Source organism: Streptomyces sp. NPDC029956, from assembly GCF_055574655.1.
Genome location: NZ_JBVHZJ010000012.1, coordinates 164571 through 190785, shown reverse-complemented (window position 1 = coordinate 190785; position 26215 = coordinate 164571). Strand labels below are relative to the sequence as shown.

The following is a 26215-nucleotide window of genomic DNA, read 5'->3' as shown; positions in this document are numbered from 1 at the left end:
CACCGGCCCCCCCCCCCCCCCCCCCCTACCCCCCCCCCCCCCCCCCCCCCCCCCCCCCCCCCCCCCCCCCCGGCCCCCTGCGCGTCCGCCGCGTCATCCCCTCCAGATATGGCGCCCCGATGACGACGAGGCCGCCGGGGAACCGGGTGGGGTCGGTGACGCGGCGCCGCCTGCTCTCCCGGAAGTGGAAGTGCTCGACGTCCCCGAGCATCTCGCACTGCTCGGCCACCTCGCGTACCGGGGCGACGCACCGCTTCGTCCGGGCGAGGAACTCCGCTCTGCCGGGCCCGGGGCGGTGCTCGGCGTAGCCACGGCAACGGCCGGCACACTGCCGTGCCGGTCCGCCGGGCTGCCGGGGTGCGGACGTACGGGTTCCACAACCCGTGGCCCGTGTCAGGAACCGTTCCCGGACGTTGGCACTCATGATCCATGGGTACCGGGGCAAGGCCTCGCGGTCGGATGTTCCCGTGCCCTGCGGCGTACGTCCGCCGTGCGCCGTACCGAACGATCCAGAAGAAGTCGAGGAATCACCGTGCCCCTGTCGTCGCACCGACGCCTGGCCGTGAGCGCCACCCTGATCGCCGCGCTCGCCGCGGGCGTCGCCCCCGCCACCAGCGCGTTCGCCGCTCCCGGCGCGCCCGTCGCGCCCACCGCCGCCAAGACTCCGGCGGTCCCCGCGCCCGACATGGACGGCGTGGTCGCCGCGCTGAACTCGGCCATGGCCAACGGAGCTCCGGGCGCGATGGCCCGGTTCGTCGGTCCCGACGGGGTCCGCAGCCGCACCGTCGGCGTCCAGGACCGCGTCTCGGGCGCGCCCATGGACATCCACTCGCGTTTCAGGATCGGCAGCGTCAGCAAGACGTTCTCCACCGTCGTCCTGCTCCAGCTGGTGGAGGAGGGCAGGCTCCAGCTGGACACGCCGGTGAACACCTACCTCCCCGGTCTGCTGCCCGACGACCGCATCACGGTCCGTCACCTGCTCACGCACCGCAGCGGTCTCGCCGACTACACGAACGCGATGTTCGAGCACACGGTGCCGGGCTTCGAGGCCGTGCGGAACCGGGTGTTCAGCTACCAGGAGCTCGTCGACCTCTCGCTGAGCGAGCCGCGGACCACTCAGCCCGGCGTCTCCTACCAGTACTCGAACGCCAACTTCGTGGTCGTCGGCATGCTGATCGAGGAGCTCACGGGCCGGCCCGTGGCCGACGCGTACGAGCGCCGCATCTTCAAGCCGCTGAAGCTCACCAAGACCTCGTACGTGCACCCCGACACCCGGATCAAGGGCGCCCACGTGCGCGGCTACCTGCACCCGGACGAGGAGGGCGGCGCGCTGGTGGACTCCACGGAGCAGACGGTCTCCTGGGCGCAGTCCGCCGGGGCCGTCATCTCCAGCCCCGGCGACCTGAACACCTTCACCAGCGCGCTCATGCGCGGCCGGCTGCTGTCCCCGGCGATGATGGAGGCCATGACGACGGTCACGCCGACCGACGCCGCCGGCACCCGGTTCTACGGGCTCGGCCTGCGCCGCTACGACCTGTCGTGCGGTACGCAGGTGTACGGGCACACGGGCACGGTGCAGGGCTTCTACACGTACACCTTCTCGACCCGCGACGGCCGCCGCAGCGTCTCGGCGATGGCGAACACCTCGAACCACGGTGCCGCCAACACGGCGCTCGGCGGGACGCTGGAGGCGGCGTTCTGCGGGAAGAAGCCGGCGCCCGCCGCGTCCTCGCGCGCCGCCGCCTCGCCCACGGCCCGTGACCTCACGTCACTGCCGGCGGAGCGGGACCTGCCCGAGCGCCACTGAGGCGGTCGCGACCGGGGCCGTCAGGCCTCGTACTCGGTGAGGTCGATCGAGTAGACCCGCAGGGGGACGTCGAAGGCCGGGTGGTTCGCCTCGCGCTCCTCGGTCATGCCGAGCTTGCCGATGACGTTCTCGGAGGCCTGGTTGCTGATGTGGGTGATGGCGACGACCCGGTCGAGTCCGCGGTCCTGGAGTGCGAACTCCAGGACCGCGTGGGCGGCCTCGGAGGCGTATCCCTGGCCCCAGAACTGCCGGCCCAGACGCCAGCCGATCTCCACGTCCGGCATCACCTCGGGGAGGAACTCCGGGATCGACAGGCCGGCGAAGCCGATCAGTTCGCCCGAGGCGATGAGCTCGACGGCGAAGATCCCGAAGCCCTCCTCGTCCCACTCCTCCTCGTACCGCTCGATGTCCTCGGCGGTGCGCTCGAGGTCCCGGACCGATCCGTCCCCGATCCAGCGCATCACCTCGGGGTCGGCGTTGATCTCGGCCAGCGGGACAAGGTCGTCGTCGCTCCAGCGCCGGAGGATGAGACGGGGGGTACGAATTTCGGTCATGCCTCCATCCTGACGCACGGACCGAGCGCCCCACGCCACCGGCCCTCCCCCTCCCTGTCGCTCAGCTCGGGAGCGGTGCCACGACGTGGCCGGTGACCGAGTAGACCCAGGCCGCCCCGTCCGGGGTGCGCATGGCATGGGGGCCGGTGCGGTGCTCGGGGCAGAGCGGCCAGACCAGGAGCTCACGGTCGGCGAGGTGGCACTGCACTCCCTCGGCCGCCGAGACGGCGATGTCGTCCGGGTCGAGGCTCTCGACGGGCTCGTGGCCGACGGAGATCCGGCCGGTCCCGTCCCGGTCGTCGGACCACTCGTGGCGCACCGGTACGTCGAGGGCCCGGCCCGTGTCCCGGCGCACCCGGGCGAGCAGCGCGGTCACGGCACGCTCGGCGTGGACCCGCCGGTGCTCGTCGACGAGGGGCGCGAAGAAGGGGGCGGGGACGGCACCGTTGTCGGTGAAGGTCGACCTGAGGAACGCGCGTCCGCCCGGTGCGTCGAGGTCCTCCTCGAAGTCGTGGTCCAAGGCGTGGGAGAGCGCCCGGAGCCAGGCCCGGAAGGCCGGGTCGTCGGGGTGGGTGAGTGCTGCTTCCGGGTGGGGGCGGTCCATGAGCCGTGCTACGCGATTTCCGCGGTGCGTGTGAGGTCGGCGGGGTCCGTGTTGGCGCCGCAGAGGACGACGCAGACCTTCTCGCCCGGGGCCGGGCGGTATCCGTAGGGCGTCGCGCTCCGCTGGTCCGGGGCCGTGAGGGAGGCCAGGGCGGTGGCGGCCGCGTGTTCGACGGCGAGGCGGCGGTCGTCCCACAGGGCCCGACGGGCACGGATGATCTCGGTGTCGGGGACGAGGACGGTTCGGACGTCGTCGTGCCGGGCGGCCGCCAGGGCGGTGGCGGAGGCGCGGCGGGCGCCGAGCGAGTCGGCGGCGACGGAGTCGACGGTCACGTCGACGGGGTGTCCGGCCCGGAGTGCGGCGTCGAGGGCGCGGCAGTTCTCGGGTTCGACGGCGACGGTGCGGATGCCGTGGTGCCGGGCGGCGGTGGCGACGCCGGAGAAGAGGCCGCCCCCGCCGACCGCGACGACGACGGTGTCGAGGTCCGGGATCCGGTCGTGGATCTCGTCGAGCAGGGTGCCGGCACCGGCGGCGATCAGCGGATGGTCGTACGCGTGGGAGGCGAGGGCCCCGGTATCGGCGGCGAACGCCTCGCAGGCCGCGAGCGCTTCGGCGTACTCCGTGCCGACGAGCCGGACGTCGGCGCCGTAGCCGACGAGCTTGTCGGCCTTCACCTTCGGGGCGGTGACCGGCAGGAAGACGGTGGCCGGGACGCCCTGCCGCAGCGCGGCCCAGGCGCAGGCGAGCCCGGCGTTCCCACCGGAGGCGATCGTGACTCCGGCGGCGGGAAGGGTGCCGTCCTCCCGGTGGGCGAGCAGGAAGTTCTGCGCTCCTCGCGCCTTGAAGGAACCGGTGTGCTGCATCTGTTCCAGGGCGAAGTGGAGCGTGTACGGCCGCGCGCCGGGCTCAGCCCCGGCCACCGTGACGGGGCGGACCTGTCCGGCGATCCGATCGGCGGCGGTCTTGATGTCGGCATACGTGAGGGGGGTGTGCACGAGGGGCTCCTGGTGCGGGTGGGAGTGCCGAGGGCCGGAGGGGAGCGGGACGGTCATGTCATCGATCCTCTCAGGCGCGCGGTCCCCCGCGGAGGGGCCGGGGCACGCCACCGCCCCGGAGGCGCCGGCTGCCTCCGGGGCGGTGCCCTGTCCGGACCTACGGGACGAGCTTCAGGAGCCGGTTCGGGGAGCCGCTGCCCGGGCTGGTCACCTTGCCGGTCGTGGCGCCGTTGACGAGGGCGGTGGCCACCTGGGCGGGGGTCGCGGAGGGGTGCCCGGCGAGGTAGATCGCGGCGGCGCCGGCGACGTGCGGGGTGGCCATCGAGGTGCCCGAGATCGTGCTGGTGGCGGTGTCGCTGGTGTTCCAGCCCGCGGTGATGGACACGCCGGGGGCGAAGAGGTCGAGCACCGAGCCGTAGTTGGACCAGCTCGCCTTGGCGTCCGTGTTGCTCGTGGCGCCGACCGTGATGGCCTCGGCGACCCGGGCGGGCGACGAGGAGGAGGCGTTGACCCCGGAGTTGCCCGCGGCGACGGCGTAGGTGACGCCGTCGGCGATGGACTTCTTCACGGCGTTGTCCAGGGTGGTGGACGCGCCGCCGCCCAGGGAGAGGTTGGCGACGGCCGGGGCACCGGCGGCGTGGTGGGCGGTGACCCAGTCGATGCCCGCGATGACGCCGGCCGTGGTTCCGGAACCGTTGTTGTCGAGGACGCGGACGGCCACGATCTTCGCCGACTTGGCGACGCCGTAGGTGGTTCCGGCGATCGTCGTGGCGACGTGGGTGCCGTGCCCGTTGCCGTCCTGGGCGACGGTGTCGCCGTCGACGGCGTCGTAGCCGTTCACCGCACGCCCGGCGAGCTGGGAGTGGCTGATCCGGACGCCGGTGTCGATCACGTACGCCGTGACACCGCTGCCGGCGGAGTCGGGGTAGGTGTACGTGCCGGAGAGTGGCAGGTTCGCCTGGTCGATGCGGTCCAGGCCCCAGGGGGCGTTGGTCTGGGTCGCGTCGGCCCGGACGATCCGGTTCTGTTCCACGGAGGCGACGGCCGGGTCGGCGGCGAGCCGTCGGGCCTCCGTCTCGCCGAGGTTCGCGGTGTAGCCGTTGACGGCGGAGCCGAAGGTCTTGCGGACGGTGCCGCCGTAACGGGTTATCAGCTTCCGCCCCTTGGCGGAGCCTGCCTGGAAGCCCGCGCCCTGCTTGAGGGTGACGATGTAGCTGCCGGGCACCGCGTCGGCCGAACCCTCCGCGAGGACGAAGCCCTCGGCGGGGGCCGCCTGGGCGGGGGCGGCGGCGAAGGTGCCGAGCAGGGCGGCCACGGTGGCGGCGGAGGCCGCGACGGCGAAGCGGGTCCGGGTGTTCTTCGGGAGTGCCATTACGAGGGATTCCTCCTCATGGACGTCGCGCCCGGCGGGGTGGGACGGCGCGACTGTGGGGGGGTGCACGTGGGGCCACGTACACGGTCGGGACCGGTGGTTCCGGTCCCGGCGTGATCAGCAGCCTGGCCGCTCCACGGGCGTGGCTCAAGGAAGTCGGGGCCTTGTCATGCATCTGCCACATGCCTGCAATCGAACCCCCGTCGAACCCCTCCGCACTGGCCTGATCAGGTTCTTTCGTGGCCGGGACGCGAGGTCGGGGTGTCCGCCAGGGCGCGGCCGAGGGCCGTGGCGAATCCGTCCGGGTTGTCCAGCATCAGGTTGTGCCCCGCCCCGGGGATCTCGACCACCGGAATGCCGAACGTGGCCGCCGTCCTCGCGTCGGGGTCAGGCAGGCTTCGCTCCCCCACCAGATAGGTCCGGGGAATCCCGAGCCCGGCCAGCAGGTCACCGGGCGCGGGCACGCTGCCCTCGACCAGGGCGACCGCGCTGCGGTGCACGGCCCGCGGGTCGGCCAGGCGCAGCCGGGCCGCGTAGTCGGCGCGGTCGGCGCTCGCCAGCATCCGGGCGAACCCCTTCGCCACGAACGCCTCCTCGTCCTGGGCGGCCACGGGGGAACTGAACGCTCCCCCGCCCCCGTACAGGTTCGGCTCCGCCACCACGAGTCTCGCCACGAGCTCCGGGCGCGCCGCCGCCAGATGGATCGTCACCGCACCGCCCATGGAGTGCCCGACGAGGTCCACACCCGTGAGCCCGAGGTGGTCGAGGACCGCGGCGACCGCCTCGGCCTGGGACTCCATGCGGTAGTCGAAGTCCGCGGGCCGGTCGCTCAGCCCGTACCCGAGCAGGTCCACGAGCAGCGCCCGGGCGCCGCCGAGCGCGGGGTGGGCCGCGATGTGGGCGAAGTCCGAGGCCGAGGTGCACCCGAGGCCGTGGACGAACACGCGCACGGCTCCGTCCCCCGCGCCCGGCATGTCGATCCACCGGATGTGCGCCTGCCGCCCCGCAAGGAACAATTCCCGCATGCTGTGTGCTCTCCCCTGTGTCGCGCCCGTTCGTCACGTCGGGAGCCAGCCTAGGAGTCCGCACCGACAACGCCGGGGCGGACGTGCAGCGATGCCGGATCAACGAAAGGGACGCCATGCCACTCGAAGGTGAATACGAGCCCAGCCCGTCGACGTGGGTACGCAATCAGGTCGAGCTGTACGAGTCGTCCGGCGGCACCAAGGGCACCACCCTGCGGGGCATGCCGGTCGTCCTGGTCACGAACCGCGGCGTGAAGACCGGGAAGCTCCGCAAGACCCCGCTCATGCGGGTCGAGCACGAGGGGGCCTACGCGCTCGTCGCGTCGAACGGCGGGGCCGTCAAGCACCCCGTCTGGTACCACAATCTCGTCGCCTCGCCCCTCGTCGAGGTGCGTGACGGCCCCCAGGTGTGGGACATGCAGGCCCGTCTGGTGACCGGCGAGGAACGTGCGGCCTGGTGGGAGCGGGCGGTCGCGGCCTTCCCCACCTACGCCGACTACCAGCTCAAGGCCGAGCGGGAGATTCCCGTCTTCGTGGTCGAGCGGATCGGCTAGGTCCTGTCGTCACACTCGACAGGACCTAGGCGTTCGGGGAGGCGCTCCGGGCGGTGCGTGCGACCGTCCGGGGCGGCTCCGTCGCGACGGGCCCGTCCTCCGGCGGGTGTGCGTCCGTCACCTCGGGCTCCCTGCGCGGCAGGCGCGTCCGCCCCCTCGTCAGGCCCACCCCCACCAGCACGACCGCCATCCCCGCCACCACCCGTACCGTCAGCGGTTCGTCGAGGACCAGCGCGCCCAGCGTCACGGAGACCACCGGGAGCAGATAGCCGACCGTGGCGGCGGCGGTCGGGCCCTCTTCCGCGATCATCCGGTAGTTCAGGTGGAAGGTGAGCCCGGTGGCGAAGACACCGAGGACGACGACCGCCAGGACGCCCGCCCAGGTCACCGTCGCCGCTCCGCCGGCCGCGAGCGCGGGCGTGCTCAGGCCGGTCGCGGTGAGGAGCTGTGCGGCGGAGAGCGCCAGCGGTGCGGTGCCCCGGCCGGTGAGCTGACGGGCCATGTAGGCGAAGGCCACGGCGTAGCTCGCGGAGGCGCCGAGGAGGGCCAGGGCTCCCCAGCTCATCAGACCGGAGCCGTGGCTCCAGGGCGCGAAGATCAGCAGCACTCCGGCGAAGCCGAGGGCGAGCCCGGTCAGGCGGGAGGCACGCAGCGGGCGTTCGGCACCGAGGGCAAGGCCGATGAGGAGGGACCAGAGCGGGGTCGTGGCGTTGAGCACGCCCGCCACTCCGCTGTCCACGGTCTGCTCTCCGACCGAGAAGAGCAGGAACGGCAGCGCGTTGCAGAAGAAGGCCGCGACGACGAGCCGCCCCCAGGTGGCCCGATCCCGAGGCATCCGCTGCCCCGCACCGCACGCGAGCGCGAGGAGCACCGCCGCGCCGAGCGCGCACCGGACGAAGGTGATCCAGCCTGGGCTGAGGCCCTCGTTGAGGCAGATCTTGATCCAGAGGAAGCCCGAGCCCCAGAGCAGGGCCAGCACGCCCATGCGTATCGCCGATGTCATGTCCTCACCGTCCCGCGCAGGATCCGACAGGACAAGCGATGAATCATGCATCCGGCGTTAAGCTGAGCTACATGCTGGATGTGAGACGCATGCAGGTGCTCCGGGCCGTGGTCACCAGCGGCTCGGTCACCGCCGCCGCCGCGAACCTCGGCTACACCCCGTCCGCCGTGAGTCAGCAGATCGGCGTCCTGGAGAAGGAGGTGGGCATCGCCCTGCTCGAACGGTTCGGCCGGGGCGTGCGGCCCACCGCCGCCGGGCGGCTGCTCACCGAGCACGCCGCCGTCATCGGCCGCCAGGTCGCCGAGGCCGAGACCGCCCTCACCGATCTGAGGGAGGGCCGCACCGGCCGGATCTCGGTCCGCTACTTCGCCACCGCGGGCGCGGATCTCGTGGCCCCCGCCCTGGCCCGCTTCCGTACCGAACACCCGGGCGTGCGCGTCGATCTGAGAATCGCCGACGGCGCGCCGCCCGACGAGGACACGGACCTCACCCTCGTCGTACGGCCCCGGGACGCCGGCCCGGACGCGGCGGGCGACAGCCTCCGGCTGGTCCATCTGCTCGACGACCCCTATCGCGCCGTGCTGCCCAAGGGTCATCCGCTCGCCGACCGCCGTACCGCCGTCGACCTGGCCGAGCTCGCCGGCGAGCCGTGGGTGGGCAGCGAGCGGCCCGGCCCCTGTCTGGACGCGGTCCTCGACGCCTGCGCGGCGGCCGGGTTCGCCCCGGACATCGCGGTGGAGTGCGAGGAGTACGCCACCGCGCAGGGATTCGTCGCGGCCGGTCTCGGCGTCAGCCTGGTCCCGCTGATGGGCCTGGGCAGCCGCCATCCGAACGTGGTCGTCCGCAGGGTCCGCGGGCCGGAGCCGGTCCGTTCGATCCATGCGGCGGTACGGAAGTCCTCGCTGTCGCTGCCGGCCGTACGCGGCCTCCTCGCGGCGCTCCGGGAAGCGTGACCGGGCGCGGGGAGGCGTCCGGCGTGGTCCGCTCAGGCGGGTGACAGGACCGTCAGGAGGTGGGCGACCTCCTGGGCCACGGCCGCGCGCGCCGGCGTCAGGTAGTGCCGGGGGTCCACCGCCGTGGGGTGTTCGGTCAGGTGGCTGCGGACGGCCTGGGTGAAGGCCTTGTTCAGATGGGTGGAGACATTCACCTTCGTCATGCCCGCCGCGACGGCGGCGGTCAGGTCCGCGTCCGACACGCCCGAGGAGCCGTGCAGGACGAGGGGGGTGTCGACGGCGGTACGCAGGCGCGTGATGAGGGCGAAGTCCAGGACCGCGTCCCGGGTCAGCATCTGGTGGGAGCTGCCGACCGCGACCGCGAGGGCGTCGACTCCGGTGGCCGCGACGAAGGCACGGGCCTCGTCGGGGTCCGTCCGTACGCCCGGGGTGTGGGCGCCGCCCTTGCCGCCGACCTCGCCGAGTTCGGCCTCGACCCAGACGCCGTGCTGGTGGCAGTACTCCACGACGTCGCGGGTCGAGGCCACGTTCTCGGCGTAGGGGAGCTTCGAGGCGTCGAACATGACCGAGCCCAGGCCGAGTCCGACGGCCTCGCGGACGAGGTCGGGGTTCTCGGCGTGGTCGAGGTGCACGGCGACGGGGGTCTTGGCGGCGCGGGCGATGGCGAGGGACGCGAGGGCGACCGGCTCCAGGGCGCCGTGGTAGCGGACGGTGTTCTCGCTGATCTGCAGGACGACGGGGCGGTCGGCGCTCTCGGCACCGGCCACGATGGCCTGGGCGTGTTCGAGCTGGAGGACGTTGAACGCCCCCACACCGGTGCCCGCCGCACGGGCGCGGCGGACGATCTCATCGGTCGGCGTCAACGGCATGGTGGTCCTTCTCCGGGGGTGTGAGCGGGTACGGGGCGGGGCGAACGCGGGGATCCGGGCAACGCGGGGCGGGGTGCGGCACCGCGGCGACGGCGGTCCTGGCGGGGCGCCGAGGGCCGCGGGAGGGGGTCAGGCCTGGGCTTCGGAGAGGACGACCGAGCGGGTCAGGTTCCGCGGGGTGTCCGGGTTCAGGCCCTGGGCCTCGGCGACGGCCACCGCGAGCCGCTGGGCCCTGATCAGGTCGGCCAGCGGGTCGAGGTCGCTCTCGGCGAGGGTGCCGCCGACCTTGCGCACCTCGTCCGCGAGTCCGGCCGGCAGCTCACCGAAGCCCCAGGTGACCCGGCCGGGACCGGTGATGCTGATGGGGCCGTGGCGGTACTCCATCGCCGGGTACGCCTCCGTCCACGCGCCCGCGGCCTCGCGCATCTTCAGACCGGCCTCCAGGGCGAGACCGTAGGTCCAGCCCATGCCGAGGAAGGTGAACTGCTCCGCCGCGCGGACGTCCTCGTCGAGCGGGGAGGCGAGGGCCAGTTCGGCGTCCCGCGCGGCCTCCTCGACGGTGGCCACCCCCTCGGGCAGAGCGTCCTCGGCCTCCAGGTGCGCACGGAAGAGGGCGAGCGCGGTGGTCGCGAAGCGGGTCTGGACCACCGACTCCTCGTCGGCGAAGTCCAGGACGGCGACGTCGTCGGCGAGGTCCATGACCGGGGTCGTGGGATCGGCCGTGACGGCACCCGTGGGGATCGTGCCGCGCAGCCGGGACAGCACGGCGAGCACCTCGCTGGTGGTGCCGGAGCGGGTGATGGCCACGACCCGGTCGTAGCGGCGTCCGTAGGGGAACTCGGAGGCGGCGAAGGCGTCGGTCTCGCCGTGGCCGCCGGACTCGCGCAGCTCGGCGTAGGCCAGGGCCATGAACCAGGAGGTGCCGCAGCCGATCACCGCGACCCGCTCGCCCCGTCGGGGCAGCGCGGAGGTGTGCTGGGGCAGCGTGCGGGCAGCCTGACGCCAGGTCGTCGGCTGGGACGCGATCTCCACGGCGGTACGGGTGGTGCTCATGCCGGTCTCCTTGCAAGAAGAGTGCACTCAGATGATGGAAGATGCTTGAAGTCGATGCCATTCAAGCAGAAACATGCATGTGCTTTCCAGGTCCCGCGCCCGCCGGCGGATAGAATCGGACGCGCGCACGAGCCCGAGGGAGGGACCCATGTCCAAGCACGAGCGGTGGAACACGCTCCTTGAACTACTCGCCGCCTCGGGGAAGCTGGAGGTCGAGGAGGCGGCTACCGCACTGGACGTGTCGGCCGCCACGATCCGCCGGGACCTCGACGAGCTCGCCGAGCAGCAGCTGTTGATACGGACACGGGGCGGGGCGGTCGCACACGGCGTCTCGTACGAGCTGCCGCTGCGGTACAAGTCGACGCGGCACGCCGCGGAGAAGCGGCGGATCGCGGAGGCGACCGCCGACCTGATCGCCCCCGGCGAGGTCGTCGGGCTCAACGGCGGCACGACGACGACCGAGGTTGCGCGCGCCCTCGCCCTGCGGTTCGCGAGCGGGCGGGCCGACACCGCGGGGACGGCGGGCACGGCGGGAACGGCGAACCCCGGACCCGCCCTGACCGTGGTCACCAACGCGCTCAACATCGCGGGCGAGCTCGCGGTGCGCCCGCAGATCAAGATCGTCACCACCGGCGGTGTCGCACGCCCCCAGACGTACGAACTGGTGGGCCCCCTGACGGTCGGGGTGCTCAACGAGGTCGTGCTCGACGTGGTGGTGCTCGGGGTCGACGGGGTGGACGCCGGGCTCGGCGTGATGGCGCACCAGGAGGACGAGGCGAGCATCAGCCGGCTCTTCGCAGAACGGGCGAGCCGGGTCGTCGTGGTGACCGACTCCTCGAAGATGGGCCGCCGGGCCTTCGCGCGGATCTGTGGTCTGGACCGGATCGATCTGCTCGTGACCGACACGGGCATCGACGCGGAGACGGTCGCCCAGCTCACCGAGGCCGGCGTGAAGGTCCTGACCGTCTGACCCTTCCCACGTCATTGGTATGCAGTTGGACCAATCCACAGCCCAGAATTCCCTGGCTCCCTGGCGCCCTGGGCTGTTAACCCACTAATTACCGCACGGCTGTATACCTTTAAGCTCCCCTCCCTCATCATGTCTCCGACGTGCCGCCGGGGCACGCGGTGACAGGAGAGGCGGAGCATGATTCCCATCAGCCGCAGAGGATTCGTCGGGATCGGCGCGGGGCTCGTGGCGGGCGCGGCACTGCCGACGGCCCGGGCCTCCGCCGCGGCGAGGGCCGCCACCGGCACCCTCGCCGACGTCCGGCACGTGGTGATCCTCATGCAGGAGAACCGCAGCTTCGACCACTACTTCGGCACCCTGCGCGGCGTACGGGGCTTCGGCGACCGCGCCGCGGGCAACATCCCCGGCGGCTGGGGCATGTTCAACCAGCCCAACTGGGGCGGCCGCCAGTACCCCTGGAAGCTCAGCGACACCCCGCCCGCCGGCGGCGTGGACGGCGAGACCCTCGCCCAGTGCAACGGCGACCTGCCGCACAGCTGGACCTCTCAGCACGCCGCCTGGAACAAGGGCCGTCTCGACAACTGGGTCACCGGCGTCGGCAACACCCGCACGCTCGGCCACCTCGACCGCGAGGACATCCCCTTCCACCACGCGCTCGCCGACCACTACACGATCTGCGACGCCTACTTCTGCTCGACGCTGAGCGCCACCGGCCCCAACAGGACCTTCCTCTGGAGCGGGAAGATCGACGCCTCCAGCAAGGACGGCGGCGAGGAGTCGGGCCTCACCTGGGAGACGTACGCCGAAGCTCTCCAGCGGGCCGGGGTGAGCTGGAAGGTCTACCAGAACGCCCAGGACAACTACGGCGACAACGGTCTCGCGTACTTCAAGAGGTTCACCGACGCGCGGCCCGGAGACCCGCTGTACGACCGCGGCATGGGCTCGGTCCCCAAGGTGACCGGCTCGACCCCGGACGACATCGCCGCGGCGATCCGCGCCGACGTCGTGGCGGGCACGCTGCCCCAGGTGTCGTGGGTGGTCGCGAGCGAGGCGTTCTCGGAGCACCCCTACGCACCGCCCGGGGACGGCGCGCACTTCGTCGACCTCGTCCACCGCGCGCTCGCCGCCGACGCCGACGTGTTCGACTCGACGGTGCTGTTCCTCAACTACGACGAGAACGACGGCTTCTTCGACCACGTGCCGCCGCCGGTCGCTCCCCCGGGCACCCCGGGCGAGTACCTCGACGGCGTACCGATCGGCCTGGGCTTCCGGGTCCCCATGATTGTCATGTCCCCGTGGACCCGGGGCGGCTGGGTGAGCTCGGAGGTCTTCGACCACACCTCGGTGCTGCGCTTCATGGAAACCTGGACGACGGCCCTCGGCACCCCGGCCACCTGCCCCCACATCAGCGCCTGGCGACGGAAGGTGACGGGCGATCTGACCGGCGTCTTCGACTTCGCCCACCCGGTGTACGGCGTGCCGGCAGGCCTCCCCTCGACGGCGAAGGTCATCGGTCAGGCGACCTGCGGCCCGCTGCCGAACCCGGCGCCGCAGAACAACGCGCAGCCCGCCCAGGAGTCCGGCACCCGGCCGGCCCGCGCGCTGCCGTACCAGGTGAACGGAAACCTCGACCGCTTCGAGTTCGGGGCCGCGGGCAAGATCCTCGCCTGGTTCTCGATGACGAACCAGGGCGCCGAGGCCAGGCGGGCGGCCCACTTCTCGATCCACCCGCACCAGCACCGCGACACGGCCGCCTGGCAGTACACCGTCGACCCGGGCGGCACGGCCACCGACTACTTCAACATCGGCCTGGGGTCGGGGTCCGGCAAGTACGACATCTCGATGATGGGCCCCAACCGCTTCCTGCGCCGGTTCATCGGGGACGCCTCCAAGGCCGGCAAGTCCGTCGAGGTGACCTCCCGGTTCGCGACCGAGGCGGGGACGGGCCGGACCGCCCTGTGGTTCAAGCTGAGCAACACCTCGGCCGGACCGGTGACGTTCACGATCCGTTCGAACGCCTACCGCACGGACGGCCCCTGGACCTACACGGTCCCCGCCGGCTCGACGCGGGAGGACTTCTTCAACGCGGTCGCCTACCAGGACGGCTGGTACGACTTCACGATCCTGGCCGACATCGACGGGACCTGGTCGCGCCGGTACACCGGTCACATCGAGACCGGGGCGCCCAGCATCACCGGCTGAACCCGCCCTCCCGGTGCGGGGCGGCGGGTGCCTCACCGTCGTCCCGCACCAGCCGCACCGGCGGGCGGCCCGTCAGCGTCCGGCGTGCGCCGCGCGGTGGATCGCGGCGTCGACGAGGGCCACCGCCTCCTCGGCCGTACGGCCCGGGGCGCGGTTCCACGGCCCGATCAGCTCGTGCCACCCCCGCGAGCGGAGCTCGGCCATGATCCAGGCGGCCGCCTCGTTCATCGTCGTCGTGCTGCCGTGGCCGAGGCGGTGCGCGGCGAGGAGCGCACCGCAGACACACCGGGCCCCGCGCACGTCGCGCAGCTTGTACGGGGCGTTCTGCCAGCCCCATTCCGTCAGCACGAGACGCGCGTAGCCGAGGTGGACCGAGGGCCGCAGCTCGGGCCTGCCGATACGGCGCCAGGCGTGCAGCCGGTCGGGCAGAGCGGCTCCGATCCGGCCGGGGAGCCGGCGCTCGGCGGGAAGGGGCGGGGGCAGCGCGTCGAGCGCGTCGGCCACGAGCCGCTCCACCGGCACGGAGAGCAGGTCGCGCCAGCTCTCCACGGCGGGTGCGGGCACCGGTGGCTCGGCCCAGTCCGTGACGATCCGCTGCCAGGTGGCGCTCTCGTAGAGGGCGGCGGCCTCACGGTCGAGGGTCTCGGGGTTGAGCAGGGAGGCGGAGGGCGACATCCGGGCGGCTCCTCGGTCGGGGTACTCCATCGTTCACGAGGAATGTCGGTTTTGCTACTTATGCCCTTGAGTGCCCGCACCGCCGAACGGGTTCTTATCGCCCACTCCACCATAAAGAGAATTACCGCCCCCATTCGGACATCACACACCTGGTGATGCGACTCACTTTTCCGGGGACTCCCCGGTGATCAGTTTCCGCGCAGGCCGTACGGGCCAAGGAAGTTCGATGCGGCGGAGACACCTTCGATCTTGAATTCCATGAATTCGGTGATCCTTTCACCGCCCCCTGGACACAGATCCTCTTGTTCTCCATCGCATTACTGGCCTACGGTCACCTCCATTCGAGCGGATCGCCGAATCCTGCCACCGCTCGAAATACCTCCCTTTCACCCGACGGCAGGAGCGGGGGACCCACGAATACGCCGACCCGGATTCCGGAACGGCTCGGGGTGAAGCCGCGTGCGCGCGGCCGGACATCTCCAGTCCGAACCCGACAGCTCACCCCGAAGGCGCCGGAGAGGAATCCCGTCATGCCTGCTCACGGTAAGCACCGCCGCCCCCGCCGCCCCGTCTCCCGTGGACTCGCGCTCGTCGGCACGGGCGGAGCCGCACTCGCCCTGCCGTTGATCGCCCCGGCCGTGGCCGGCGCCGCGCCCGTTTCCGGAGCCCCGCACAGCGCCGCCAAGGCCATCACCGCCGCCGCCGCTCCGGCAGCGGTGAAGGCCGCCACCAAGGCTCCCGCCGCTCCTGCCGCGGCGCGCACCTATAAGGTCGTCAGTGGCGACTCGCTTTCCCTGATCGCCCAGAAGAAGGGAATTCAGGGCGGCTGGAAGAACCTTTACCGCGCCAACAAGAGCGCCGTGGGTGACAACCCGTCACTCATTCACCCGGGCCTTGAACTGACGCTTCGTCGGGATTCCGTGAAGGCCGCTCCCACACAGGCGGAGAAGGCCGTCACGACCGAACGGGCGAACCGCTCCGAGCGCCGGAGCGCCGCCCCGGCCGCCGCCGCCGGCACGGGCGCCTCGGCCGCCGCTCCCGCGGCTGCCGCCGCACCGGTCAAGGCCGCGCCCGTCGCCGCCACCCCGTACGCGAACAACCTCGACGGATGGATCCGCGAGTCGCTGGACATCATGGCCCAGCGCGGCATCCCCGGCTCGTACGAGGGGATCCACCGCAACATCATGCGGGAGTCCTCCGGCAACCCCCAGGCCATCAACCTCTGGGACTCCAACGCCGTGGCCGGCACCCCCTCCAAGGGTCTGCTCCAGGTCATCGAGCCGACCTTCCTGGCCTATCACGTGCCCGGCACGTCGATGGACCTGTTCGACCCGATCGCCAACATCACCGCCGCCTGCAACTACGCGGCCGACCGCTACGGCTCCATCGACAACGTCAACGGCGCCTACTGATCCCGGAAGTGCCCGGTGAACCAGGAGGTGGCGAGCTCCGCCACCTCCTCCAGGGCGCCAGGCTCCTCGAAGAGGTGCGTGGCGCCCTCCACGACCTCCAGCCGGCTCTCGCAGCGCAGCAGGGACTCGGCCCGCCTGTTGAGGTCCAGGACCAGCGCGTCCCGGCCTCCGACCACGAGCAGCGTCGGGGCCTCGACCCGCGCCAGATGGTCGGCCGCGAGGTCGGGCCGACCACCGCGTGAGACGACGGCGGCCACGGAGGACGCGAGGTCGCCCGCCGCCCACAACGCGGCGGCCGCTCCCGTACTGGCCCCGAAGTAGCCCAGCGGAAGACCTTCGCTCTCCGGTCGCCCGGCGAGCCACTCCGTGGCGCGGGCGAGCCTGCCGGCCAGCAGCGGGGTGTCGAAGACATGCGCCCGGTCGACCGCCTCGACCTCGGTGAGCAGGTCGAACAGCAGCGTTCCGAGTCCCGCACGGTTCAGCGCCCCCGCCACCGCCCGGTTGCGGGGGCTGTGTCGGCTGCTCCCGCTGCCGTGCGCGAACAGGACGATGCCGGTGGCGCCCTCGGGCACCGCGAGCCGTCCGGCCAGCGTGACACCGTCGGCGACGGGGATCCGTACGTCCGCGTCCTGGACGACCGGTCCGTGCGCGGCGCGGATCCGGTCCAGACAGGCGAGGACCTCCGCGTCCGAGGTCTGTGTGAAGTCCCGGTAGAACTGTCCGATCGCGTAGAACAGCTCCGGCGCGTGCACGCTCACCGTCTCGTCGGCCTCGCCGCCGAGCCGGGCCGTCCAGCCGCGGGGCGCCACCGGCACCGCGAGGATGATCCGGGCGGCGCCCCTCGCCCGTACCACGCGGCAGGCCGCCAGCGCCGTGGCGCCTGTGGCGAGACCGTCGTCCACGACCAGGACCGTTCGGCCCTCCAGGGGCACGGACGGCCTGCTGCCCCGATAGCGGCGGGTCCGCTGATCGAGCTCGGCGTGCTCGCGCTCCTCGACCGCGGCCAGATCACGCGCTCCGACCCCGGCCTCGTGGAGCACCCGCTCGTTCACCACCCGGACGCCGCCCTCGCCGAGTGCGCCCATCGCCAGCTCCGGCTGCTGGGGCACCCCCAGCTTCCGTACCAGACAGATGTCGAGCGGTGCGTCGAGGGCATCGGCCACCTCGGCCGCCACCGGCACCCCACCACGCGGCAGACCGAGCACCACGACCTCATGGCCCTTGAGATGGCCGAGCCGGGCGGCCAGCTGCCGACCGGCGTCGGTGCGATCACTGAAGAACATGGCCCGCCCGTCCTTCCGCCTGCACGGCTCCGGGCTCGGGGAGGAGCACCGAGCCCCGTCCCCCGCCCGTCCCTCCAGGGTAAGACGCCCCTTCCCCGACGGGTGGGTGAGCGGGGCGTCAGCGGGACTGGAGGGCGTCGAGGGCCACGGCCTGGGCTATCGCGAGCCGCCGGTCGAGCTCGGGGTCCGCTATGTCGAGCACGTACCGGTCGCGGAGACCGAAGAGCTTCTCGACGGACATCACCGCACGGCCCGACTCGGTGAAGTCGAAGTGGTACGGCACGACGAAGGGAAGCAGGTCGGTGAAGGGCAGGAACTCCCAGGCACGCCGCAGCAGCGCGAGGCCCTCGCTCCGCTCCTGCCCGGTCGTCTCCCCCTCGGCGCCCTCGCTGCTCAGATGCCAGGTGCTGCGGAGCAGGGAGGCGCCGAAGTTCTTGCGGAAGCCGCCCAGCCGGGTGCCGGACGCTCCGTGCACGTCGTAGGTCGCGCCGAGGTCGATCACCTGGCGAGCCTTGAAGCTGAAGAGGACCTGGCGCCGGGACTCGTCGGTGTAGAAGGTGACGTGCTCCTTGAACGCCAGCCTCTTCTGGTGGGCGAAGGCGACGAGTTCGCCCTCCTCGCCGTCCGCTCCCGCCGTGTGCACGAGGTAGCGGTTGGCCATGGGCGTCACCTTCTGCCGGACGAGAAAGCGGTGCTGCGTCTGCGCGAGGCCCATCGAACGTGCTCCTGCTGGTCGTGGGCGGGCCGGTGGTGGACCCGCCCCATGAGGTCGTGAGCACGATGATCCGGTGTCGAGGGGCCGCACCGCTGTCCTCGAAAGTCGTCGCCTCCGTCGACGTTCGGATGACCTTCCGAAGGGGCGCCGAACCGGCGACGGCGGACCGTCCGGGGACCGCCGGCGCCGACCGCGACGTCAGCCGGACCGTTCCACGGTCTCTCCTCGCACCACCGCGACCGGGCAGTCGGCATGGTGGAGCAGCGCCTGGCTGACCGAGCCGAGCAGCAGGCCCGCGAATCCGCCACGGCCCCCAGCGCGGACTCGGAGCCGTCGACACCGACCAGCACGCTCCCCTGTCCCTGTCCCGGTTCCGGGACCGGGACCGGGACCGGGAGCGGGAGCGGGACCGGTCCCCGTCTCGGCCCCGGCCTTCCTGACGCCCTTCGCCCGGAGCCCGGTCCGCAGCCGGACCCCGGCCTCCGTCCGTGCCCTGACCCTCACCCTGAACCTGACCGTGAGGGTTCTCGCCGCGACGTCCCTCGTCGCCGCCCCGCACGACCCCGCCCCGCTCCCGCTCGCCTTGCTCCGCCGTCTCCCGCCCCTCCGCTCCTCCGGCCGGTGCGCTCACCCACCCTTCATGGGCCGGGTGCCCGGCGGCCCGGGGTGCCACCCGGGACCGAAGTCCCCGGTGGCACCACGGAAGGTCCCGAGGTCGCGTCAGGCGGCGAGGAAGGCCTCGATGGCCTCGGCGAGCGCCTGCGGGGTCTCCTCGGGCGCGTAGTGGCCCGCGTCCTTGAGGACCTCCAGACGCGCGTTGGGGTACCAGCGCAGCCAGGTCGCCTCCATCGCCTCGGCGCCGAGCGCCGGGTCGTGGGCGCCGACGACGAGCAGTACGGGGGCCGGGTTGTCGCGGACGCGCTCGTGGAAGTCCGTGCGCGACCAGGAGTCCAGATAGGCGCGGAAGGCCGTCGGCGAGGAACGCCGGAGGGACCGCTCGACGAGGGTGCTCAGCCAGGCGTCGTCGTAGCGCCCGCCCGTGGTGGTGTCGATGATCGCGCGCCGGTTGCCCGCCTCCTCGGCGGCGCCGGCGAAGAGCTCCCAGGTGTCCCCGTCCATGGGGAACCCGGCCGCCGAGACGGGTGAGATCCCGATGATCGAACGGACGCGGTCGGGGGCGTCGAGGAGCATCAGCTGCGCGGCCTTGCCTCCCATGGAGTGCCCGACGACGGAGAAGGAGTCCCAGCCGAGGTCGTCCGCGACCGCGAACGCGTCGGCCGCGACCTCCTCCATCGTGTACGCGCCCGCGTGGTCGAGCGCCTCGCCGTAGCCACGGCAGTCGACGAAGGCGTAGGAGCCGGAGGAATCGTTCAGATGGGCTCGCAGCGGAGCGAAGCTGGTGCGGTCGCCGAACCAGTTGTGGAGCAGGAGGGCCCGCCTCGGGCCCTCGCCCTGCACCTCGTACGGAAGAACCCGGCCCGTCATCCTGCCCCCTGGTCATGAGGTGGTGTAGCGCCCTGCGGCGCCGGTCGACGACCGAGTGTGACGGTACGGACGCGTGCGGTCAACACCACTCCTGTTCGGGCGCGTGAGGGGAACGGGTCCGGGATGCGGTGGCTTTCCGGTGAGGCGCATCCTGGCTGTGTGACCTCGCACGGCACGACCGGCCCCGGCCCGGCGGGCAGCACCGGGCGTCCGTCCGGGAATGGAGCTGCCGACGGGCCGGTTTCGGGCGCTCTGACCTGGACGCTCGCCGAGGCGGCTCTGCGGGCGGTCGACGAGGTGGGCGGTTACGCGGGCGGGGTGTACCTGCGATCCGGAACACCCGGACTGTTGCGGATGGCGGCCCTGGTGGGGCTGCCGGGTCCTCTGTTCCGCCCGTGGTTTCGCATGCACACGAACCGGCCGTTCCCGGTCGCCGAGGTCCATCGCTCCGGACAGTCCGTCCACCTCCATGACGTCGAGGAGGCGATGCGACGGTTTCCGCAGCTCGTGGCCAGCCTGCCGTTCCCCTTCGCCTCGCTGTACGCGCCCGTCGTCGCAGGTCGCGAACGCTTCGGGGTCCTCGTGGCGCTGCGGGCGCCGACCCCCGGGGTCCCGGTGGACACCCGCGACCGGAACCGGATGACGCGGGGCGCGCTGCACCTCGGCGAGACCCTCGCCGAGCTGGCCCGCCGGGGGACGACACTCGAATGGCCGGGCGACCCGGTGTGCGTCCAGCTCTCCACCTCGGGCGCGCCCCCGGTCCGCTTCGGTTCCTTCGAGTGGGACCTCGACACCGGCATGGTCACGCTCGATCCCGGGCTCCTGGCGATCCTCGGCGCGGACGTGCCCTCGCCGTGCCCGATCGACGTCCTGACCGCGCTCCTGGAGCCGGAGGACGGGTACGCGTTGTGGGCGGCGGCCCGGCAGGCGACGGGGCCGGACGGGCGGCCGGTGGTGCGCCGGATCCGCCTGAAGGGTCCGGACGGCGGTCTGCACCTGCTGGAGGTCTCCACGCGGGCGCACAAGGCCTCGCCGGCCACGACGCCCAGCGCGGGTACGGCCGCAGGCACCGTCATAGGCACAGGCACGGGCGCCGGCACCCTTCCGGGCACAGGAGGGGAGGCGGCGCCACGACTCGGCATCGGCGGCGTCAGGACCGGTCTGCGGCTCACCTGCACCCTCGTCGACCTCGGGACCGGTCTGATCGGCTCCGACGCCACCGACCGGCTCCCCCGGGCGATCCTGGCGATCGACCGCCTCGGCCGCGTCACCTACGTCAACGAGCGCACCGAGCGGCTGCTCGGCCGCCCCCGCGGGGCCCTGGCGGGAAGGCCGCTGTGGGAGGCCCTGCCCTGGTTCGGCCTCCCGTTCCACGAGGAGCAGCTCCGCGCCGCGATGCTCTCCGGCGATCCGGTGCGTTTCCTGGCCCGGCCGGAGCCGGGTCAGTGGCTCTCGGTCTCCCTCCATCCCGGGCGGGACGGCGTGACCATGGTCCTGGTGCCGGAGAACGATCCGGGCCGGGCCCTCGCCCCCACGACCGGCGGACCGAAGGAGGACACCCTCTCCCTGCCCGACGACCGGGTCTCGGCCCTGTACCGGCCGGTGGCCCTGGCGATCGCGCTGTCCGAGGCGGTGACGGCCCGTCAGGTGTCGGCGGTCGTGACGGAGGAACTGCTGCCTGCGTTCGGCGGGCGGCAGCTGGCCATCTACCTGCTGAGCGACCGCCGGCTGTATCTGGCCTGGGAGACGGGTTTCCCACCGGGCTTCCTCGAACCCTTCAACGGCGTGGCCCTGGACTCGCACGTGCCCGGCGTGGAGACCCTCACGACGGGCAGGCCGCTGTTCTTCGAGTCGATGGAGCAGCTGGGCCGCAGGTATCCGGATCTGCCGCTGGACGCGAACTCGGGGGCACGGGCGTTCCTGCCGCTGATCGCATCGGGCAGACCGGTCGGCTCCTGCATCCTCGGCTTCGACCGGCCCCGCGGGTTCAGTTCCGAGGAACGGACCGTCCTCACGGCGCTCGCGGGCCTCATCGCGCAGGCCCTGGAGCGGGCGCAGCGGTACGACACGGAGTCGGCGGTCGCACGCGGCCTCCAGGACGCGCTGCTCCCGCACCGGTTGCTCGTCCGGGACGGCGTGGACACCGTGGGCCGCTACCTGCCGGGGACGCAGGGCATGGACGTCGGCGGGGACTGGTACGACGTCATCGAGGCGGGGCACGGACGTCTCGCGCTCGTCATCGGCGACGTCCAGGGCCACGGGGTGGCGGCCGCGGCCACGATGGGTCAGCTGCGCAGCGCCGTACGGGCCTTCGCGTTGGCCGGCCATCGGCCGCAGGACGTGATGCGGGGGACCAACCGGCTGCTCATCGACCTGGATCCCGGGCAGTTCGCGAGCTGTTGCTACGTACTCCTCGATCCGCAGTCGGGGGAACTGCGGGCCGTGCGGGCCGGGCATCCGCCGCCGTTGCTGCTGCACCCGGACGGGAGGACGGAGCGGGTGGAGCTGGCGGGCGGGATGGTGCTCGGGATCGACATGCGCGCCTCGTATCCGGTGACGCGGCTGCGCCTGGACCCCGGTGCGGTACTCGCGCTGTTCACGGACGGGCTCGTGGAGAAGCCCGGCCAGGACATCGACGACGGGATCGAGCTGCTGCGTCGGGCACTCGCGGCAACCACCTCGCTGCCGCTCGCAGAAGCCGCCGACCGGGTGATCCGGGACGCCCGGCAGGTCACGTCCCGCGCGGACGACATCGCCCTGCTGCTCGCAGCGCGCTGGGCGGAACACGAGTGAGGGTCACCCGGTCGGGCCCGTGGCGCTGGTCGGTCACCGTGGGCGCGGGGAGGCTGGGGGTGCCGTGCCGATCAGGCCGGACGAGCCAGGGCGCGAGCCCGAGGAGGACACGTGCAGCAGGACAAGCAGCCCGAGTACGGCCCGGTGGTCTTCCGTGACCGCACGGCCGGGTACGCCTTTCTGACCCGGTCCACGGCGACCAGCGACCGGACGATCGAGTGGGACGACGGCAACACGTACCCCGTGATCGACGTCGAGATCTCCTCCGAGAGCCACCCCTTCTACACGGGAACGGCGCGGACCGTGGACTCCGAGGGCCGGATCGCCAAGTTCGAGCGGCGCTTCGGCGAGGAGAGCTGACACACCTCCGTGAAACTGGCCAGGAGATGGCCGGTTCGCCTTCCAGGATGAGGTCACGAAGACGGCGGGGCGCTCGCGCTCCGCCGATGACTCCCTGGAGGGGAATTACGTGATCGTGGTGACCGGAGCGACCGGAAACGTCGGACGACCGCTGGTGGAGCTGCTTGCCGCGGCCGGTGAGACGGTGACGGCGGTCAGCCGCCGGCCGGTCGAGGGGCTGCCCGCAGGCGTGACGCACCGGCAGGGGGACCTGGCCGATGTGGACGGTCTCGAGGGGCTGTTCGAGGGTGCGGAGGCGGTGTACCTGCTCGTCGCGGGTCTCGGGGACGAGCTGGATCCGCGCGAGATCGTCGCGGCGGCGGTGGCCGCCGGGGTGCGACGGATCGTGTTCCAGTCCTCGCAGCTGGTGGGAACGCGGGCCGATTCGGTGTCGCACGACGTACTACGTGCGTTCGAGACGGCGGTACGGGAGTCGGGGCTGGCCTGGACCGTGCTGCGGCCGGGTGGTTTCGCCTCCAACGCCTTCCTCTGGGCCGAGCAGGTCCGTTCGGCGCGCACGGTGGCGGCTCCGTTCGCCGATGTGGCGCTGCCGGTGGTGGACCCGGCGGACATCGCCGGCGTCGCGGCGGAGGCGCTGCGTTCCCCGGCGGCTCACGGGGGCCGGACGTACGTTCTGACCGGGCCGGTGGCGGTGTCACCGCGGGAGCAGGTGCGGGCACTTGCCGGGGTGGTGGGCGACCCGGTCGCGTTCGTGGCGCTGAGCGCGGGCGAGGCCCGCTCCCGGCTGGTGCGGTTCCTGCCGGAGGAGGCCGTCGACGGGATGCTGTCGGTGATGGGCGAGCCCAGCGCGGAGGAGCAGCGGGTGAGTCCCGATGTGGAGCGTGTCCTGGGCCGGGCGCCGCGACCGTTCGCGGCGTGGGCGGAGCGGAACGCGCCCGCCTTCACCTGAGGGACGGCGCGGGACGCGGCTCGCGTACCGGGCGCGCCCGGAGGTCCCACACGGACTCACGGGGCAGGGGCTTCTCCGCGGGCCGGGCGTGGCTCGCGTACGGGCCGCAGGTGATTCACGTACGGCCCGGGCGGCCCGCGTACGGGGGCCGGGCGCGGCTCACGTGCGGGTGGGGCCCGCGCGTGGACGGCTGATCAGGCAGCCGCCGGAGAACCTCGGCGAGGGCGGGGACGCGCGTCGCTCGGACGCGTCCCCGCCCCGGCCGGGTGGGTCGAGCGAGGGCGCGCGGCGCCCTCGACTCGGCTCGGCTGGGGTCGGCTCGGCTCGGAGAGGCGATCAGGCCTTCACGATGCCGGACTCGGAGACCTTGATGGCCGCGGAGGTGGCGCCGGAACGGGAGCCGAGGCCCTCGATCTTCCTGACCAGGTCCTGGCCCTCGACGACCTCGCCGAAGACGACGTGCTTGCCGTCGAGCCAGTCGGTGACGACCGTGGTGATGAAGAACTGCGAGCCGTTGCTGTTCGGGCCGGCGTTGGCCATCGAGAGCAGGAACGGGCGGTCGTGCTTCAGCTTGAAGTTCTCGTCGGCGAACTTCTCGCCGTAGATGCTCTTGCCGCCGGTGCCGTTGCCACGGGTGAAGTCGCCGCCCTGCAGCATGAACTGGGGGATGACGCGGTGGAACGGGGAGCCGGCGTAACCGAAGCCGTGCTCGCCGGTGGCGAGCTCACGGAAGTTCTTGGCCGTCTCGGGGACGACCTCGTCGAACAGCTGGAACACGATCCGGCCCGCGGCCTCGTCGTTGATGGTGATGTCGAAGTAAACGTTGTCGCTCATGGGGACATCCTGTCATTAGTCACGCACGGCGCGCGCACGGGCCGCCCCTCCGTGTCACGGCGCGCCGGTGCCCCGCGGCCCGTCGGGGGCGCGGGGCACCGGTCGTCGCGGGTGGCACGGGTCAGAGCAGCCCGCCCGCGCCGGGAGCGGGAAGGGTGCTCTGGGCGCCCTGAACGGTGTCGAGGACCGTGTCGACTCCCTGGTCCTCCTGGAGGAGACCGGTCGTGCCGCCCAGGGGGCTCTCGGCGGCGTTGGCCTGCGGCGGAGGCGTGACGAGGGCGGTGACGACGCCTGCGGCGAGGGAGGCGATGGCGAGCATGCTGCGCTTCTTCATGCCCTGGTCAACTGCTGAGCGGCCGAGGAGTTACGGGCTGCGCCGGATCCGGACGGGCGGCATGCCCGCCGCCCATCGCGCTCGCACGCACGCTCGCCCGCGCACGCGTTCCCCGCGGCGAACATTCACCCCTTATCAGGTGGAACCATATGGTTTGGGTGAGTGTCTCTTTCAGTGACACCACTGTCCCCGGAGCAGGAGAAATTGGGGGACGTCATGCATCACCGTCACACCCTCGCGGCCGTCGCCGCGGGAATCCTGTTGACCGCCGGGATCGGCGCCACGATCCCGGCCGGCGCCACGAACGCCCCGTCCCCGAGCTCGTCGACGCAGGCCACCGCTCTCGTCGTCAACGCCCGCTGGGGCGGCCACGCGACCTTCGACCGGCTCGTGATCGACGTACGGGGCGCCATGCCCCCGGTCACGGTGCACCAGGTCGGAGCGCTGCACTACGACGGCTCGGGCCAGCGGGTTCCGCTGGCGGGCAAGCAGTTCCTGGAGATCCGCCTCTCCCCCGCGGCCGCCCACGACGACGCCGGAAAGTCCGTCTACCAGGGACCCCGGCTGCTGAAGATCCATCTGCCCGCGCTCAAGGGGGTCGCCCTGACCGGCGACTTCGAGGGTGTGGTCACCATCGGAGCCGCCTTCGACACCAAACCCGTCTACAAGACCTTCCGGCTGCACTCGCCGGAGCGCTTCGTGGTCGACATCGCCCACCCGGTGGGCTGCAGGGCCTGAGGGGCCCGGCCGGAGGTGGGGCCGTCCGGAAGGCCGCCCCCACTTCCGTGCTCCTGCCGCGTACGCCTGGGGCGCCTCCTTCCGATCAGGCCCGGTCCCCTTCGGAGCCTGTCTCCAGGTAGAACGGGACGCCCGTCCTGCGGGCCCGGTCGGTGCCCGCCAGGCGGGCGAACTCGCGCGGCTCCATCTCCCGTTCCCACTCGTCGAGGGTGCGCAGGCGGTACTCGCTGTGCTCCTCGGGGTCGAGGACGACGCCGGCGATCTGCTCGTCCGTCAGCTCACCGCCGTCGAAGACGAAGCCGATGTGGTTGGCGGGCCAGTCCTCACCCCGGTCGGTGACGAAGTGGGTGCCGAGCAGGCGCGGTTCGCCGGAGAAGGTGATCCCGGTCTCCTCGTGGCACTCGCGCACCGCCGTCTCCCAGGGGGTCTCCCCCGGGTCCATGTTCCCGCCGGGCCACTGCCACAGCTCGGTGTCGTAGCTGGCGCGCAGCTGGAGGGGGCGGCCTCTCGTGTCGGTGAAGTAGAGGCAGGCGTACGCCGTCGCTCTCGGCAGGGTCGCGACGTACTCGACGGGCGGCAGCCAGATGTTCGCCATGGGCGGCTCTCTCTCGACGGGCCGATGGGATCACCCTCATCCAAGCGGTCCGGGCGGCGGTACCGGGCCGCTCCGGGGTGG

25 protein-coding genes, 1 pseudogene and 1 riboswitch are annotated in these 26215 nt (G+C 72.4%); of the genes and pseudogenes, 10 read left to right on the top strand and 16 right to left on the bottom strand.

The genetic code is table 11. The features are described from left to right. Window positions 1-532 precede the first annotated feature (532 nt). On the top strand, window positions 533-1807 hold the full coding sequence (locus ACZ4XX_RS12865; RefSeq protein WP_468507955.1) for a serine hydrolase domain-containing protein: 1275 nt from the start codon (window positions 533-535) through the stop codon (window positions 1805-1807). A 20-nt stretch (window positions 1808-1827) separates the two neighbouring features. On the opposite strand, the gene ACZ4XX_RS12860 is transcribed toward ACZ4XX_RS12865, so the two are convergent. From ACZ4XX_RS12860 to ACZ4XX_RS12840, 5 genes are all read right to left on the bottom strand, one after another. Then, a complete protein-coding gene (locus ACZ4XX_RS12860) occupies window positions 1828-2361 on the bottom strand; it encodes a GNAT family N-acetyltransferase (RefSeq protein ID WP_468507954.1) in 534 nt (177 codons plus the stop codon). 61 nt (window positions 2362-2422) lie between these two features. Further along, window positions 2423-2965 (bottom strand): hypothetical protein, encoded by a 543-nt coding sequence (locus ACZ4XX_RS12855; protein WP_468507953.1) that lies wholly within the window; start codon window positions 2963-2965, stop codon window positions 2423-2425. Between the two features lie 8 nt (window positions 2966-2973). After that, window positions 2974-4017 carry a serine/threonine dehydratase gene (locus ACZ4XX_RS12850; protein WP_468507952.1) on the bottom strand — a complete coding sequence of 348 codons (1044 nt, stop codon included), beginning with the start codon at window positions 4015-4017 and terminating at the stop codon, window positions 2974-2976. Window positions 4018-4117: 100 nt separating this feature from the next. Continuing rightward, window positions 4118-5332: a S8 family peptidase gene (locus tag ACZ4XX_RS12845; protein ID WP_468507951.1), complete on the bottom strand. Its 1215-nt coding sequence runs from the start codon at window positions 5330-5332 to the stop codon at window positions 4118-4120. Between the two features lie 227 nt (window positions 5333-5559). Next, window positions 5560-6357 carry an alpha/beta fold hydrolase gene (locus tag ACZ4XX_RS12840; RefSeq protein WP_468507950.1) on the bottom strand — a complete coding sequence of 266 codons (798 nt, stop codon included), beginning with the start codon at window positions 6355-6357 and terminating at the stop codon, window positions 5560-5562. Window positions 6358-6473: 116 nt separating this feature from the next. On the opposite strand from ACZ4XX_RS12840, the gene ACZ4XX_RS12835 reads away from it, so the two are divergent. Next, complete coding sequence (locus ACZ4XX_RS12835) at window positions 6474-6911, top strand: nitroreductase family deazaflavin-dependent oxidoreductase (protein ID WP_468507949.1); 438 nt, start codon at window positions 6474-6476, stop codon at window positions 6909-6911. Between the two features lie 25 nt (window positions 6912-6936). Here the strand turns inward: ACZ4XX_RS12835 and ACZ4XX_RS12830 are convergent, their stop codons facing one another. Beyond that, the gene (locus ACZ4XX_RS12830; RefSeq protein ID WP_468507948.1) at window positions 6937-7914 is read right to left on the bottom strand and encodes a DMT family transporter; all 978 of its coding nucleotides are present in this window, start codon (window positions 7912-7914) and stop codon (window positions 6937-6939) included. A gap of 71 nt (window positions 7915-7985) precedes the next feature. Here ACZ4XX_RS12830 and ACZ4XX_RS12825 point away from each other — a divergent pair, with 71 nt between their 5' ends. Next, window positions 7986-8867 carry a LysR family transcriptional regulator gene (locus ACZ4XX_RS12825; RefSeq protein ID WP_468507947.1) on the top strand — a complete coding sequence of 294 codons (882 nt, stop codon included), beginning with the start codon at window positions 7986-7988 and terminating at the stop codon, window positions 8865-8867. A 32-nt stretch (window positions 8868-8899) separates the two neighbouring features. Here the strand turns inward: ACZ4XX_RS12825 and ACZ4XX_RS12820 are convergent, their stop codons facing one another. Both ACZ4XX_RS12820 and ACZ4XX_RS12815 read right to left on the bottom strand, forming a co-directional pair. Next, window positions 8900-9736, bottom strand: a complete 837-nt coding sequence (locus tag ACZ4XX_RS12820) for a class II fructose-bisphosphate aldolase (RefSeq protein ID WP_468507946.1) — start codon at window positions 9734-9736, stop codon at window positions 8900-8902. Window positions 9737-9865: 129 nt separating this feature from the next. After that, window positions 9866-10789, bottom strand: a complete 924-nt coding sequence (locus tag ACZ4XX_RS12815) for an SIS domain-containing protein (RefSeq protein WP_468507945.1) — start codon at window positions 10787-10789, stop codon at window positions 9866-9868. Window positions 10790-10937: 148 nt separating this feature from the next. On the opposite strand from ACZ4XX_RS12815, the gene ACZ4XX_RS12810 reads away from it, so the two are divergent. Both ACZ4XX_RS12810 and ACZ4XX_RS12805 read left to right on the top strand, forming a co-directional pair. Further along, window positions 10938-11759 carry a DeoR/GlpR family DNA-binding transcription regulator gene (locus ACZ4XX_RS12810; protein ID WP_468507944.1) on the top strand — a complete coding sequence of 274 codons (822 nt, stop codon included), beginning with the start codon at window positions 10938-10940 and terminating at the stop codon, window positions 11757-11759. 177 nt (window positions 11760-11936) lie between these two features. Further along, window positions 11937-13961, top strand: coding sequence for a phosphocholine-specific phospholipase C (locus tag ACZ4XX_RS12805; protein ID WP_468507943.1), 2025 nt, complete (start codon window positions 11937-11939; stop codon window positions 13959-13961). A gap of 72 nt (window positions 13962-14033) precedes the next feature. Here ACZ4XX_RS12805 and ACZ4XX_RS12800 read toward each other — a convergent pair whose 3' ends face one another. Next, window positions 14034-14636: a DUF6197 family protein gene (locus ACZ4XX_RS12800; protein WP_468507942.1), complete on the bottom strand. Its 603-nt coding sequence runs from the start codon at window positions 14634-14636 to the stop codon at window positions 14034-14036. A gap of 341 nt (window positions 14637-14977) precedes the next feature. Beyond that, window positions 14978-15161, top strand: a riboswitch (cyclic di-AMP (ydaO/yuaA leader). Window positions 15162-15166: 5 nt separating this feature from the next. On the opposite strand from ACZ4XX_RS12800, the gene ACZ4XX_RS12795 reads away from it, so the two are divergent. Next, window positions 15167-16048 carry a LysM peptidoglycan-binding domain-containing protein gene (locus ACZ4XX_RS12795; RefSeq protein ID WP_468507941.1) on the top strand — a complete coding sequence of 294 codons (882 nt, stop codon included), beginning with the start codon at window positions 15167-15169 and terminating at the stop codon, window positions 16046-16048. On the opposite strand, the gene ACZ4XX_RS12790 is transcribed toward ACZ4XX_RS12795, so the two are convergent. The 4 genes and pseudogenes from ACZ4XX_RS12790 to ACZ4XX_RS12775 all read right to left on the bottom strand — a co-directional run bounded on the left by ACZ4XX_RS12790 (window position 16042) and on the right by ACZ4XX_RS12775 (window position 19531). Further along, window positions 16042-17331 (bottom strand): phosphoribosyltransferase family protein, encoded by a 1290-nt coding sequence (locus ACZ4XX_RS12790; protein ID WP_468507940.1) that lies wholly within the window; start codon window positions 17329-17331, stop codon window positions 16042-16044. The two genes, ACZ4XX_RS12795 and ACZ4XX_RS12790, sit on opposite strands and share 7 nt — an antisense overlap. Before the next feature lie 118 nt (window positions 17332-17449). Further along, the gene (locus ACZ4XX_RS12785) at window positions 17450-18046 is read right to left on the bottom strand and encodes an LURP-one-related family protein (RefSeq protein ID WP_468507939.1); all 597 of its coding nucleotides are present in this window, start codon (window positions 18044-18046) and stop codon (window positions 17450-17452) included. A gap of 198 nt (window positions 18047-18244) precedes the next feature. Then, window positions 18245-18370: pseudogene (locus tag ACZ4XX_RS12780) on the bottom strand (universal stress protein); the annotation flags it as partial. Window positions 18371-18766: 396 nt separating this feature from the next. Then, window positions 18767-19531 (bottom strand): alpha/beta fold hydrolase, encoded by a 765-nt coding sequence (locus tag ACZ4XX_RS12775; RefSeq protein ID WP_468507938.1) that lies wholly within the window; start codon window positions 19529-19531, stop codon window positions 18767-18769. Window positions 19532-19690: 159 nt separating this feature from the next. Between ACZ4XX_RS12775 and ACZ4XX_RS12770 the strand changes: the two genes are divergently transcribed. The 3 genes from ACZ4XX_RS12770 to ACZ4XX_RS12760 all read left to right on the top strand — a co-directional run bounded on the left by ACZ4XX_RS12770 (window position 19691) and on the right by ACZ4XX_RS12760 (window position 23633). After that, a complete protein-coding gene (locus tag ACZ4XX_RS12770) occupies window positions 19691-22324 on the top strand; it encodes a SpoIIE family protein phosphatase (RefSeq protein WP_468507937.1) in 2634 nt (877 codons plus the stop codon). Between the two features lie 111 nt (window positions 22325-22435). Beyond that, window positions 22436-22684 (top strand): type B 50S ribosomal protein L31, encoded by a 249-nt coding sequence (locus ACZ4XX_RS12765; protein ID WP_189834187.1) that lies wholly within the window; start codon window positions 22436-22438, stop codon window positions 22682-22684. A 109-nt stretch (window positions 22685-22793) separates the two neighbouring features. Further along, window positions 22794-23633, top strand: a complete 840-nt coding sequence (locus ACZ4XX_RS12760) for an NAD(P)H-binding protein (RefSeq protein ID WP_468507936.1) — start codon at window positions 22794-22796, stop codon at window positions 23631-23633. A gap of 336 nt (window positions 23634-23969) precedes the next feature. Here ACZ4XX_RS12760 and ACZ4XX_RS12755 read toward each other — a convergent pair whose 3' ends face one another. Continuing rightward, window positions 23970-24467, bottom strand: a complete 498-nt coding sequence (locus ACZ4XX_RS12755; protein WP_468507935.1) for a peptidylprolyl isomerase — start codon at window positions 24465-24467, stop codon at window positions 23970-23972. Between the two features lie 121 nt (window positions 24468-24588). Continuing rightward, a complete protein-coding gene (locus tag ACZ4XX_RS12750; RefSeq protein ID WP_467718726.1) occupies window positions 24589-24801 on the bottom strand; it encodes a hypothetical protein in 213 nt (70 codons plus the stop codon). Window positions 24802-25017: 216 nt separating this feature from the next. Between ACZ4XX_RS12750 and ACZ4XX_RS12745 the strand changes: the two genes are divergently transcribed. After that, the gene (locus ACZ4XX_RS12745) at window positions 25018-25539 is read left to right on the top strand and encodes an AMIN-like domain-containing (lipo)protein (RefSeq protein ID WP_030317007.1); all 522 of its coding nucleotides are present in this window, start codon (window positions 25018-25020) and stop codon (window positions 25537-25539) included. An 85-nt stretch (window positions 25540-25624) separates the two neighbouring features. Here ACZ4XX_RS12745 and ACZ4XX_RS12740 read toward each other — a convergent pair whose 3' ends face one another. Beyond that, the gene (locus ACZ4XX_RS12740; RefSeq protein WP_468507934.1) at window positions 25625-26134 is read right to left on the bottom strand and encodes an NUDIX domain-containing protein; all 510 of its coding nucleotides are present in this window, start codon (window positions 26132-26134) and stop codon (window positions 25625-25627) included. Between the last annotated feature and the right edge of the window lie 81 nt (window positions 26135-26215).